Annotated in this window: 1 protein-coding gene (only partly in view); it reads right to left on the bottom strand. The window is 68.5% G+C overall.

All 14504 nt of this window come from inside a single coding sequence — locus OG395_RS56680, hypothetical protein (RefSeq protein WP_327249993.1), on the bottom strand. Of the gene's 78984 coding nucleotides, 39563 precede the window and 24917 follow it; the stretch shown corresponds to coding positions 39564-54067 (codon 13188, partial, through codon 18023, partial); reading right to left, the first codon wholly in view occupies nucleotides 14501-14503. Both the start codon and the stop codon lie outside the window.

Raw genomic sequence — 14504 nt, 5'->3', positions numbered from 1 at the left:
CGCGTCTCACGCCCATGTAAAGGAAGGAAGCCCGCTCGCGCAGACTGCCGGACTCGGCCACTTGCGCAAGCGTGGCCGGGTCGGTGCCGACCGCACCGGGGCCTGGCTCGTCAGTGCCGAACCGCGTCACGTCCGCGCCGGCGCTCTCCGCGTGCTGCCACACGGCACGCGTCATCTTCCCGAGCTCCTCGTTGACCTCCTCGAGCTGGATCAGATGAACGGCCAGGTTGTCCTCGAAGAACTCCGCCTCCTCCAGATAGCGGATCCGGGAGAGAATCCAGGGCGGTGCGTCGGGAGCCATGGCCAACGGCGACGTCACGGCTGAGGGGCCGTGGCCCAGGGCGGCGCCGGAGTCGTCCGCCGTGTCCGAGGACGCCTCCGCGACCTGGCCCGGGGCGGAGTTCCAGCCATGCTCCGGGAACATGGCCGCGGGCACGGTGTCCTGACCGTCCGTCGGCCCGGTCTCGGCAACACGGATGTGCTCGTACTCCTGATGGGTCTCAGGGTCGTAGCCCACCTGGCGGTCCAGGACCTCAAACTCCATGGCCTTCGGGTACATCACCGTTCCCGCTCCCGGGTCCGGCTGGAAGAGGGAGACGTCCCGAGCCGAGGAGTTCACCACCTCGACCAGCACCGGGTGACCGTCGTCACGGCCCCGCATCAGCTCGGACCACATGGCCGCCCGCGCGGCCTCGGGGTTCAGGGTGGCTCGGTGGAATCCGGGAACGGTGATCCCGCCGAACCCGCCGTCCGGTGCGCTCGCGGCCGACCACGACAACCCGCCCGGCGCCCACGTGTGCCAGGACACCGTGGTCCGCACAGGCGGCAGGGAGCGCAGCGCGGTGGCGGCCATACCGCGGTGTGCGGCGAGGTGGCCGTGCAGCATGTCGGCCAGTTCCGTACCCCGGCTGATCAGCAGTCGGCGGATGCCGTCCAGGACGGAGTCGTTCTCGTATCCGCCCCCGAGCGCGGCCCTGGCGTGCTGCACCAGGCCACCAAAGGTCGGATCGGCCAGCAGGGTCAGCGGGAAGGCGCTGTTGAGCTCCCCGGACCAGAACGCGCCCCTGATCAGCGAGCTGACCACATGGCGCAATCGCTGTGCGGAGGCGCCGGCGGTCGTGGCGCGGCTGTCGAGCAGCGGGGCGTCGGGGCCGCCGAACAGGTAGAGGGCGGTGATCTGCTCGGCCGAGACCAGAGCGAGCGGGGAGCCGCCGTGCCGGACCATCCAGCTGTGCAGGGCGTGCTGCCTGGCCGTCCAGGACAGCGGGCCCCGGGGGGCGTCCGAGCGCTGGGGGGCGGGCGGCAAACCGTTTCCGGCATTGATCCAGTCCACTCCGGTGGCGAGTGCCTCCACGACGCTCGCCGGGATCGCGCCGTCGCCGGTCAGCTCCGTCGTCAGCCAGCGGGTGCTCTCGGCGTACCTGGCCCGGTGCGGGGCGACCAGCCGGTCGCGCAATTCGGCGGGAGCGTGGTCGAGCGGCCTGAAGCGCCGGTCGGCCCACTCGTACAGCTGGGCCGCGTCACCCCACCGCAGGGCCTCTTCGACGGCAGAGCCGATCCCGGTCTCGACCAGCACCTCGACCATTTCGAACAAGGTGGTGCTGTTGCGGGGCAGGAACCAGGCGAGAACCGGCGGAACGATCTCGCGTACCTCATCGTCTGTCACGCCCGGCAGCTCTTTGTAGAAGGCCAGGAACTCGGCGGCGTGCGCCGCCCTGTCATTGACGAGCAGCAAGCCCCGCTCGCGCAGCTCCTGGTACCGCTCGCTGCCCTTGTCCACCGGTCCCGATGTGACGGGCGGGCCGCCGTGGAAAACGGCTGTGCCGAAGGCCGTCATCAGGTGCGGCAGTCCCGCGCCGGAGCGGTCGTCGAGCAGCCGATCCATGGCCGCTTTGGCTCTGACGGCGTCCATACCGGGCCGGACGAACCGCTGGTCGGCGGTGCCCGGGAACTCGATGGAAAGCACGTCGCGCAGTTTTCTGACGCCTCGGCGGGCCGCGGCCACCACCTCGGGGTTCGCGGCGAGCGCCCGGCCGAGGGCGTCCTCGTAGCTCCTGGTGAGCTCCTCCCACCGCTCGGTGCCGTAGAACCCGCCGAACCCGCCGGTGTACGCGAAGAAGTCCCGAACGGCCTCGCGGGACGGCGCATCGTGGTCGACGCCGTGGGGATCGAACCGCACCCACGTGGCGGCCGGGTCTCCACCGGCGACCGTCGCGACGGCCTGGACTTCGGACGGCCCGAGCAACGGCCCGATGCCCGTCGTGCTCTTAGGGGCGTACACCACCATCGTGGACCGGTCCGCGACCCGCTGGGCTAGCGGCGCGGTTCCGCCGAAGCTCCCGCCCATGAAGCAGGACTCCAGCACGATCTGGGTGCCGTGCGGAATGTGCTGGCCCCCGATCAGCCGCGGCAGGTACAGGCCGAGGTGCTCGCCACTGACGGTCTTGCGGCCAAAGCGGGACGGCACGTAGACCATGCGGCCGTCACTGTGGGCAGCGAAGAAGAAGACGCTTTGCCCTTGCCACGGCACGGAGTACGGACCGCCGACGTAGCTCCTCGTCGCGCCGTCCATGGCGTAGAAGCGCTCCTCGTCAGCGAGGAGGGAGAACAGCACTGTCGCCTTCTTGACGTTGCGGGCGCCGTCGGCAGTGGCGCCGATTTGCTTTCCTGTGGTCCGGTGGGCGATCGGGCGGGTGATGATCTCGCGGTCCCACACCTTCGAGGAGAGCTGTACGACCTCCTCGGCCGTGACGTGTGTAAAGCGCTGCCCCGTTGCTTCGTCCAGCAGGGTCCTGCTGTCCATGACCCGCAGTTGGACCTCGCTCGGATAGCGCGCGGGGCGGTGGTCGGGACGCCTGGCGAACACGGAGACGTCGCGAGCGGTGGAGTTGGTGATCTCCCAGAGCACGGGGGCCCCGGTGCCTTCGCGCGGCAGCGACTCCAGTGCCCTGTCCCGGTCCAGCGTCATCGGGTGGTAGGGCGGCAGGTCGATGACCTGGCCAAGCTCCGCGGTCGCCGCCCCGTCTCCCAGCGTGGCCCGGCCGCGCGTGGCGAACCAGACGCTTCGTAGGGCCGGAGGCAGTACGTCGAGGGCCTCGGTGGCGACACCGCGGTGCTCTCGCAGCTCGTCCGCGAGGCCGTCGGCGAGCTCGGCGGCTCGGTCCATGAGCCGTTGCCGTGTCTCGGCGAGCCGCTCCGCCCGGTCCGGGACGTCGGCAGGAATGTCCCGGGACATGTCCGCGAGTTGAGCGAAGGTCGCGTCCCTGAGCAGCAGCAGGGGCAGCCCGAACCGAAGGTCGCCGGAGGCGAACGCATCCCGTACTAGTGAACCGGCCACCTCCGGCAGGTTCCGCGGATTGGTGGCAGAGGTACCGAGCAGCACGGCGTCCGCTCCGCTCACCAGGTACAGCGCGCGCGCCTGGCCTGTGCGGACCTCCCGCAGCAAATTAGGCCAGCGGTGGCGCAGCAGCCAGTCCTGAAGGGCCCGAGCGCGCTCGGTAAAAGTGGTCTCCTCGGGAACGGGACGGGCGTTCCCGGTCAGCTCGGTCGTGAGCAGCTCGATGTCCGTTCCGGCCATCCGCGCGATGGACGCCGACACCGAAGGGTCCTGGGAGAGGTGCGGGGTGAGCCACCGATTCCGGGCCGCGTAGGCCCGGCGGTGTGGAAGTTCACGCAGGACGACATCCGGCTGGACGGACGGGCGGAGCCTGGCTGCCCGTTCCCGCAGATCGAGCGCGCCGTCGGCCCACCCATACAGGCGGTGCGCCTCGACGGCTTGCAGATCCGGCTCGGTCTCGTCCCGCAATCCGACCCGATGGGATGCCTCGATGACCTCGACCATCGAGTGCTGGCCGGCAAGCAGCAGCCAGCCGAGCAGAGCCTCCCTGAACAGCAGCGACTCCGCGTGCATCGTCCCTCTGTAGCCTCCTGCCAACGCACGCCAGGAGAGGAGCAGCCGCTCGACAATGGCGGCCGGGCGGCTGGTCAGCCGATATCCGCGCTGGTGGCGCATGTCGCGGTACCAGTCGCCGACGCGATCGTGCTCGTCTGCCTTCCACGGCCCGGCGGCTGCGACGTTTAGGGCGGGGAGCTCACGCCATGCGGCGGCCTTCATGACTGCTGCCGTGAAGGCGTACATGAGCTCAGCCAGCGCCGCCTTGTTGTCGCCCTCGCCGAGCAGGCGGGCAAGGAACCTTGGGGGGTCGTTGGTGGGGACACCCGTGGTGAACGCGGCGAGGGCAGCTTCGTGGCCCCGAGTGCGCAGCAACACGTTGTAGAGCGCGGTGACAGCGCTGCGGGCCGCCTTTATCACCTTGGGGTCCTCGGCAAGGAGCTGACCGATCGCCTTCTCGTAATCGGCGCTCAGCCCCTCCCAGGACGGGTCCTGGTAGATACGGGTCAGCAGCGGGCGGTCGTCCTCGCGGTTCCCCTCTAGCGGCGGGGAGTTCCAGTCGTAGTCCGGGAACTCGGCGGCGGGGACGATGGTCGGGCCGGAGGATGCAGGCTCGCCGCCGGTCCCGGTGACGGTCTCGTGCAGTGCCGCTTTCCTCGTGGTGTCCGTGGCCCCCGGCCATGCCGAACCGCGGTCGGCGACGCGCTGCGGTGGCGCGTTCCAGTACGCCGGATCAGGCCACGACGGCATCTCCGTGAGGGTGTAAGCGACGAGCGGTCCGATTTTCGGGTGGGTTAGGGTCTGGCGCTGGACGATCTGGAACGCCGTCCCCGGAGGGTAGAGGGCCTCCTTCTCGTACGGAGCCTGCGAGAAGGGCGCGATCTCCTTCGCGGTGGAGTCGATCACACGCACCAGCGCACGGTGGCTGTTGCCGCCAGGCGGGTTCTCCTCGTCGATGAAGCCGAGTGCTATTCCCTGTTCAAGCGAGGCACTGCGGAACCTTGTGGAAATCCAGGTGTTAGAGGTCAGCAACGGACTGTCCGTGGGAAGCTCGTCGATCTGGCCAGGCGGTTGAATTCCGAACCACACCACCGAATCGACCGGCGGCAGCAGATCAAGTGCCTCGGCGGCCATCGCCACGTGTACCGGCAACTGCTTGCTTATGCGTTCGGTGATCTCATGCAAGATGCGGTCGAGTTCGGGCGAAGGCTCGTTTTCCACGCTGGCCAGGACGTCTGCCAGCTGTGTGAATCCCGGGTCGTTTTGAAGCAGGATCGGCATCGGTTGCGCGTCGTCATCCACATGCCTTACGGCCAGTTCCCGGATCTTACGCCAAAGCATCCACCGTCCTGCCACCTCTCCAAGCCGGCCGCCATTGATGTGCACCTGGAACAGCGTGTAGTCGTCGGAGGTATAGAGGTAAAGCGCCGTCAGATGTGCGGGCTGCAACGCACGCAGTGCATTCCGCCCCACATCCCCGTAGGTGTCCAGCCACTTGATGGCCGCCTCCAGACGTCGCGATGGCAGGTCGGGGAGTGACTGCCCAGAAGCCGCGAGTTCCAGCTCACTGGCTATGGTCTCCGGCACCATCACCTCGCCGTCACCCACAGTGAACCGGTACCTGCTGCCGTAGAGCTGGTGATGAGGAATACCCAGATCAGCACCGGTTGACGTGAGGTGTGCGGCAGCCCACAGATGCAGACGCGCCCCGTCGCGGGACAGCGCGTCTCGCTCCGCACTGCCCCCTATGCCGAGAGAGTGCGAGGCGCGAAGCACCTCGTGCAGTGACTGGGTGCCTGACGCTATAGCCCAGGCCATGACGGCCTTCCGGAAGGCCGTCAGCTCCCTCTGGTCCGCACCCAACAGTTGATGTGCCTGGAGCATCCCCAACGCAGGGCCGTCGGCACCGCCAACATGGCGGAACCCGCGCGAATCGTGGGCGAGCTGATACGGCCAGCCGTGGTAGCCCTGGCCGCGCTCCGGCCAGGCCGGAGCGATCCTCCCGGGCAGCGTCCTACTGAGCGAGGTGGGGGATGCGCCACGAACCGCACGGTCGAACGCATTCATCAGTCCCATGAGCCCGGGCCGCGAGGCGGCGAAGTCCCGAACCAGCCGTCCAGACCCCTGACCCGGGTGGTTGGGCGGGAAGAACGCCAGATCAGCACCGGGCACATCGTACTGCCGCGCCAGGAAGTTAAAGAGCCGCTCGAACGCCTGCTTGGCAGCGGCGACGGCTTCCCCGTCTTGCATCAACGCACGGGCGAGCTTGGCCTCGAACAGCACACTCTGCTCCTGCCACGCGCGGTCGCTGTAGAGCGGCCAGAACCGCACACTCTCCGGGGAACCGGCCGGCCGCCATCCCGTCACCGACCACGGCCGAGCACCCGGGTCGGCTCCGGCGGGGAGCGGGGGCGTCAGCGACGACGGAGTCGACACGAACGTTCCATCAGGGCTGGCGACGGCCCAGGTCGTCGGGCGCCCTGTGGAGTCCGGCAGCAGGTCAACCAGCGGGGCCTCACCATCGTCGTGCGGAGTGACGGCCACCGGTCCGGTGTTCTGCAAGACGTTCAATCCCGTGCCGTCCGCGATGGCTCTCAGCCGGCTTTCCAGCAGCCGCGCGCCGTCCTCGGACAAGGGCGCTGGCGGCTGGCAGGACAGGATCACCAGATCACGGAAGCCGGCCGCGAGCAGCCGGCCGAAACCCCCCAACACGCTCACGACCCATTGAGCGTCCACCAAACTCGTTCCGCCATTGGCAAGGGCTGCGAAGAACCCACCACTCGGGTGGCCATGCGCGGCGAAGAAGAACGTCCCGCTTCCCGATACAGGCATCGGCGCCTGCACCGCAACGTCCTCACCCCCCGGACCCCGGCTCCACTGCGAGTACTCCCCCACCTCCTGAAGACGTGCATACGCCCCGGCACGCAGCGACCAGTCATGCGGCGAGAACGAAGCCACGCCGATCGTCCGCGTGCCCGCGCGGATACTCCTCACCACCGGCCCCGAAGCCCCCGCTCCCCCACCCGGCCACGCCGAACCGGTGTGCGACACCCGGCTCCCCGGGAACAGCGGCCCCTCGTCCACCGACTCCAGCAGCCTCCCAGCCTCCCCTGAGCGTGCGTCAGCGGCCAGAGGCTCACCACTGCCGGCGCTGGAGGAAGGCGAAGCCGTCTCCGGCGCCCGGGAGACGGTCGCCGTCTCGTGCGACCCCGCGTTCCAGTGCTCCGCTCCCGGATAGACCGGCCGCAAGGCCCTGCCCGAGGGGTGGAGCACCCGCCACGACGTGGGCCGCCCCTCACTGTCCTCCAGCGACGGGCCACCGTCCTCGCGGTCCACTGCCGAACCTGGGGAGTTCCAGCCATGTTCCGGGAACTCGACGGCGGGGACACCGGTCGACCCCGAGGATGCGTCAGCGGTCACGGGCCCACCGCCGCCGACGCTGGAGAAGGGCAAGGCCGTCTCCGTCTCGACGGGTACCGGGCGCAAGCGGACGGGTGTCTTCCATTCGCCCAGCAAGAAGCCTGCGTGGTCATCAGCTTCTTCACGCGTGGGGGTGTCGAAGTCGAGAAGGCGATGGGCCGCGGCCGGGAGTTCGACCTGGTGCTCTCCCTCGTGATCCATCCTCTTGAGTGTGACCGTGGAGACCAGTGGGGCCAGTTCCGGCCGCTGGGCGAGGAAGGTGAGCGCCGCCTCCCAGATGAGGTCCCGGTGCGGGTGTCCTTTCAGCGCTGCTTCCACCTGAGTGACGTGCAGGTCGCCCTCACGGTTGAACAAGTCACGCACGAGTGCCTGCGTCGCCATCTGGGCGGTCCGAAGCGTTTCAGCACGCGGAACGATCGATTCTCGTTCCCGAGGCGCCGAAGGCCGCAACCAACTCGCATCGCCACCGGCGATTACGCCCTTCATCGCCGGCAAATCGAATTGACCGAGTCCCAGTTTACCGGCGACAGATTCCATGATGTCCGGCCCCGTTCGATACATAACGGAGTTCCGGTGCACCCGACCGTAGGACGACTGGAAGAAGATCTCCGGCATCCTCGCGAGACGGCCCATCAAGCTGGTCTGCGGCTGGGTGTAGCGTTGCTGAATCTCATTCAGATAGATGCGAGCAATAGGGTGGCCCTTGGGCGCCCCCCACATGTCATTTCCAACTTCTCCGCGTGTCGTGTGTACGGAGAATCCGGCCACGTTGCCGACCGACTGGAATACCGAATTCAGATTCAGGAGTTGGATGTCGCCGTCGAGGTAGATTCCGCCGAACCGGTGGATGATTTCCATGCGGAGGATGTCGCTTGCCGCGGCGTAGCCGGGGCCTGCCTGCTTGAAGATTTCATTCCGGTAGAACTCGTGCAGGAGCATGGGTGATTCGGCGTGGAACACCTCGTCGACGTTCACCAGGGCGATCTTGTTTTCCTGTGCCCATGCGAGCATGTCCCGGATCTCGGCGAGGTCGGCGGTGTCCGCGCTGGACGAGGCCGTCTTGACCTGCTCGATCTTGGCGCGCGGCACATCGGTCCATAGAACCGACCGGGCCTCCGTCCCGTGGATCTTGGACCGTTCCGCCAGGTTCGCGCGGAAGTCTTCCTGGGTGCCCGTGTTCCGCAGGGGGCCGCCCAGCCAGATCGAGTGGAACACTCGTGGCATCTGGACCATTGCGGGGAGCCGCGGCAAATTCGGCCTGTCGGCCCACCACGCCCGAATGGCTTGCGGCCACTCCCTCTTTGTTTCGAGGCGTTCAGCCCGCGGCAGGGCATTCGCCGCCATCTCGCGGCGCGAGGGTGCGGGCCCTGACCGCGCCATGTCGAGGAGGTTGAGGAAGGAAACCGACCGGCCGTCGGTGAGAGCGGTGTGGTCATGCCCTGCCAGGAAGGACGGGGCCGGCGACGGGCGGCGCAGACCGAACAGGTCCGGCCCCAGCAACTCCGTACCGGACGACGGCTGCCCCATGGCCCCGGACGGGACAGCGGAAGCCCGAAGATCCTCCAGAAGCTCCGCTGCCTGGACATATGCCGGGCCCTGACTCTCCTGCGGAAGACCGCCAACAGAGCCAGAGTCTCCACTCCCGAGGCGGGAACGATCAGACCGCATCGCCCGCCGCCACCACGTACGTATGGCGTGCGGTGCCTGGCTCGCCGGGAACAGCGGTTCCTCGTCCGCCGACTCCAGCAGCCTCCCAGTTTCCCCTGAGCGTGCGTCAGCGGTCGCTGGCTCACCGCTGCCGGGGCCGGAGGAGCGCGAGGCCGTCTCCGGCCCCCGGGAGACGGTCTCCACCGGCGCCGGCGCATCTGGGTGGCTGCCGGTCGTGGTGTCCGCGGTGCTGTCGTGGGGGTCGAGGGGGTGATCGTGGAGGACGGGTCCCGAGGTGGTGGCGGTTTCGATTTGGTGGAGGTAGTCCTCGGGCAGGGTGCTTCCGCCATCCGCGGGTCCGTCGGCCATGATGCCGGCGTTGTACGCCTTGTCGGGATGGTTGCGGAAGAGTGCTGTGGGGTCGTAGTACCGGTCGGTGACCCCGGTGTAGTGCAGGACCTCGTGGAGCAGGACGTTGTCGTCCTTAGCGCGGTCCTCGGCGCGGGCTTCGGCGGTGGCGTTGCCGGGGTGGAGGTGGAAGTGCAACTGGTCGGAGGCTCCCGGCCGCTCGGTCAGGGTCACTTCGACGGCCTGCTTGTGCTGCGGAGCCAGTACGACCTCGGCGGCGATATGGAGCTGATCGCCTGACACCGGGAGCCGGAAGCCGGTGTTGATGTGCTGGTCCAGCAGCTCGTTGATGCGTCGACCGAGCCATCCTGCGGTTTCGGGGCCGCTGCCCGTGCCCAGTTTCAGGGGCAGGGTGACCGACACCTCCCGTACCCACCGGCCATCCTGCGCCTGGATCCGCCGGATGTCGGCGCGTACCAGCGTGGACCGGCCGGCCAGCAGACCAGGCCGTCCGTCCTCGCCCACCGACGGGTCGGGAGTGGAACCGGGGTCGAAGATCTCGGTGTTCAACAGGGCCGGTACGGCCCCCTCACGCCGGTGCCGCCACGCCTCGGGGCGGATGGGGTCGAGTGAGGGAACAGCCAACACCGCCGTCTTACGGCCTCCGAGGCGCGAGGGGCCGGGTGCGGGCGCGCCCGATAGCAGCTGGCGCGGCCCTTCCGTCTCGACGGGTACCGGGCGCAAGCGGACGGGTGTCTTCCATTCGCCCAGCCAGGAGGTTTCTCGATCCCCTTCACGCGTGGGGGTGTCGAAGTCGAGAAGGCGATGGGCCGCGGCCGGGAGTTCGAACTGGTGCTCTCCCTCGGTATCGATCCTCTTGAGTGTGACTGTGGAGACCAGTGGGGCCAGTTCCGGCCGCTGGGCGAGGAAGGTGAGCGCCGCCTCCCAGATGAGGTCCCGGTGCGGGTGTCCTTTCAGCGCTGCTTCCACCTGAGTGACGTGCAGGTCGCCCTCACGGTTGAACAAGTCACGCACGAGTGCCTGCGTCGCCATCTGGGCGGTCCGAAGCGTTTCAGCACGCGGAACGATCGATTCTCGTTCCCGAGGCGCCGAAGGCCGCGCCCAACTCGCAGCGTGTTGGGCGATTGCGCCCTTCATCGCCGGCAAATCGAATTGATCGAGTCCCAGTTTACCGGCGATAGATTCCACGATTGTCGGCCCCGTTCGATACATAACGGAGTTCCGGTGCACCCGACCGAAGCGCGACCGGACGAATTCCTCCCGCGCCCCCTTGAAATGGCCCATCAATTTGGTCTGCTGCTGGGTGTAGCGTTGCTGAATCTCATTCAGATAGATGCGGGCAATAGGGTGGCCCTTGGGCGCCCCCCACATGTCATTGTTAACTGCTCCGCGTGCATTGTGCATGGAGAATCCGGCCACGTTGCCGACCGACCGGAATACCGAATTCAGATTCAGGAGTTGGATGTCGCCGTCGAGGTAGATTCCGCCGAACCGGTGGATGATTTCCATGCGGAGGATGTCGCTTGCCGCGGCGTAGCCGGGGCCTGCCTGCTTGAAGATTTCATTCCGGTAGAACTCGTGCAAGAGCATGGGTGATTCGGCGTGGAACACCTCGTCGACGTTCACCAGGGCGATCTTGTTTTCCTGTGCCCATGCGAGCATGTCCCGGATCTCGGCGAGGTCGCCGGTGTCCGCGCTGGACGAGGCCGTCTTGACCTGCTCGATCTTGACGCGCGGCACATCGGTCCATAGAACCGACCGGGCCTCCGTCCCGTGGATCTCGGACCGTTCCGCCAGGTTCGCGCGGAAGTCTTCCTGGGTGCCCGTGTTCCGCAGGGGGCCGCCCAGCCAGATCGAGTGGAACACTCGTGGCATCTGGACCATAGCGGGGAGCTGCGGCAAATCCGGCCTGTCGGCCCACCACGCCCGCACGTCCTTCGGCCACTCCGCCTTTGTTTCGAGGCGTTTGACCCGTGGCAGGGCGTCCGCCGCCATCTCGCGGTGCGAGGGAGCGGGCCCTGACCGCGCCATGTCGAGGAGGTTGAAGAAGGAAACCGACCGCCCGCCGGTGAGAGCGGTGTGGTCATGCCCTGCCAGGAAGGACGGGGCCGGCGACGGGCGGCGCAGGCCGAACAGGTCCGGCCCCAGCAACTCCGTACCGGACGACGGCTGCCCCATGGCCCCGGACGGGACAGCGGAAGCCCGAAGATCCTCCAGAAGCTCCGCTGCCTGAACGTATGCCGGGCCCTGACTCTCGTGCGGTCGACCGCCAACAGAGCCAGAGTCTCCACTCCCGAGGCGGGAACGATCAGACCGCATCGCCCGCCACCACGTACGTATGGCGTGTGGTGCCTGGCTCGCCGGGAACAGCGGTTCCTCGTCCGCCGACTCCAGCAGCGGGCCGTCGTCCTCGCGGTCCGCTGCCGAACCTGGGGAGTTCCAGCCGTGTTCCGGGAACTCGACGGCGGGGACGCCAGCCTGGCCAAATGGCTCGGCCCCGCTCCAGGCCCCGGTTCCGATGCCGGTCTCATACAGCTCCGCGTTCCAGTCCTCCGCGCCCGGATACACCGGCTGCGAGGCCGTGCCCGAGGGGCGGACCACCCGCCACGACGTGGGCCGCCCGTCGCTGTCCTCCAGCAGGTGCACGAAGGCGGGTTCCGGCGCGGCGGCGGTGACCGCGACGCGGCCCGTCGTTTCGTACACCGGCAGGCGTGAAGCACCGGCGATCCGGTGTAGCCGGACACCCGAGGCAAAGGGCACACCGCTGCCCGACGCCGGCGCCTCGTTGCAGGCGAGCACCATGATGCTGGTGAAACCAAACTTGGCGGCGTTGCCGATGACTTCGCTGACGAACGTGCCGTCGTCCACCTTTGTGCCGCCGCTGCCCAACGCCAGCTCAAAGCCCTGCGGGGCACCGTGCGAGGCGAAGAAGAAGGTCCGCCCCATGTCGGTGGGCAGCGGCAGGTCGATCGCGGACTGCCTGCCGCTCATCGCGTCCCTGCTCCACTGCCGGTAGTGGGTCACGTCGGGCAGCTTCCGGTAGGTGGCCTCGCGTCGGCCCCAGTCCCCGGTGTTGAACGACGCCTTGCCCACGACCCTGCTGCCCCAGAGGATGTCGTGGAGCTGGACGTCGGCGTGCCAAGCGGGCCTGGTGGACCGACGCGAGGTCTTGCGCCGTGCGGGCAGCGGCCCGGTGTCCGGAGCCTGCGGGACGGGTTCGACTTCCTCGACCGTGATGTGCTCGTACCACTGTCTGGTCTCCGCATCGTGCAGCACCTTCCGGTCCAGGACGCGGAAGACAGCCTCTTCGGGGTAGCGAGCCTCCCGGCGAGCGGGGTTGCGGGAGAACACCGAGACGTCGCGGGCCGACGATCTGACCACCTCGACCAGCACCGAGTGACTCCCGGCCGGGGCTTGGGCCATCTCCACGCGCATGGCCGCGAGGGCGTGGGGCTCGGTGAACCTCGCCAAGTGGAACTCGGGCACCGTGATCTCGTGGAGTCCGACGGAAGGCTGGTCATCCAGCGGGCCCGACGCCGTCATGTGCCACCACATGGGGGTCCCCACCGGCGGCAGCAGCCCCAGCGCCTCGGCGGCCATGCCGCGGTGCTCCGGGGTCTGCTGGTACAGCCGGTTCACCAGCTTGTCAGTGCGGGCCAGCAGCGCCCGTCGGATTTCTGCCGTCTGCGCCACCCGCTCGCGGGCCCTCGCGGGGAGGGTCTGCAGTCTGCCCACCAGCGCGCGAGTGGTGTCATCCCCCAGCAGAAGCAGCGGGAACTCGACCTCGCCGTCTACAGCGGCATTGACGACGGCGCGGACCTCCTGCCGGAGCTCAGCCCTGACCTGCGCGGGCGACCGGTTGGCCGTGAATCGCTGGTCAAGCAGGCGGGCGTCCTGGTCGCCGAACAGATAGAGCGCGAGGACGTGCGGGGGGCTCAGTCGGTCCAGCGGAGAGCCCTTGTGGCGCCGTTTCCAGGCGGCCAGGGCCTTCTGGCGCGCGTCCCACGTGGCGTGGGGCAAACGCGGATCGAAGTCCCGCGAGCGCGGATCGGCGGTCCGGGGGGTGGGGAGCACCACGCCGGTCCCGGACAGGTGCTCATCGCCTCTGTGGAGCGCGGTCCAGATGCCGTAGGGCACCGAGCCGTCCCGGCTGACCTCCGGGGTGAGCCAGCGGCTGTGGTTGAAGTAGTGCGAGTGGTGGGGCAGACGCAGTTGCCTCCGCAAGGACGCGGGGGCGTCCACGCGCGGGGCCAACAGGGCATCGGCCCACTCGTACAGGTGGGTGGCGTCGCCGAACGTCACGGTGCTCTCGACGACGTCGCCCATCCCGGCCTCGATTGAGGCTGTCAGGACTTCGAAGAGGGTGTGGTAGTTGTCGGGGAGCAGCCAGGCGAGGACCGCCTGGCGGAACGCGGGCATGTCCGCGGCCTGAACGCCCGGGACGGCGCGGTACCGCAGCAACATCTCCTTGGCGAGGTGGGCCTTGTCCCTGACGACGAGGACGCCGGACGAGCTCAGCTCACGGAAGTACCGGCTCGACTTGTCTACGGGCCGGGACAGCGGAACGGGGTCCCGCATGAGCGCGTAGTCGAGCGCCGACATCAACTCCACCAGGTTGGCGGCGGAGTTCGTGTCCAGCAGCCGCTCCATCGCCGCCTGGTAGTCGGACGCTGCGGGGTGGGTGGGCGGGAAGAACCGACTGGCGCCGCCGTGGCGGCCGTGCTGGGTCACCTCGTGCTCGTAGAATCGGGTCACGGCCCGCCGAGCGGCGGCGATCACCGAGGGTTTCTCGGCCAGCGCCCGGCCGAGCGCGTCCTCGTACGAACGGGTCAGCTCCTCCCACCGCTCGGTGCCGTAAAAGGCGCTGAACCTGGCTGCCTGTCCGTAGAAGTCACGTCTGGCGGAGCGGGCGGCGGCGTCGAGCGCCGTCCACTTACGCGGATCGAACCGCACCCAGGCAGGCGTGGGATCGCCCGGCTGCGACTGCAGTCTGATCCACGTCCGCCCGTCGGGGCGACGGGCGGATGCCGCCTCGGTTTCGGGGGCGAAGGCGGAGTAGCCGCTGCGGTCGGCGACGGCCTGGCCCACCCGTTCGACTCGCGGAAGCTGCCCCCCCGTGGAGCAGGAGAACACCACCAGACGTGTGGTCGCGGGCATCCCAAGCCCCTTGAGCACC

It is taken from the genome of Streptomyces sp. NBC_01320, from assembly GCF_035974375.1.
Lineage (GTDB): Bacteria > Actinomycetota > Actinomycetes > Streptomycetales > Streptomycetaceae > Streptomyces > Streptomyces yanii.
This window is presented reverse-complemented; position numbering and strand designations above follow the sequence as displayed.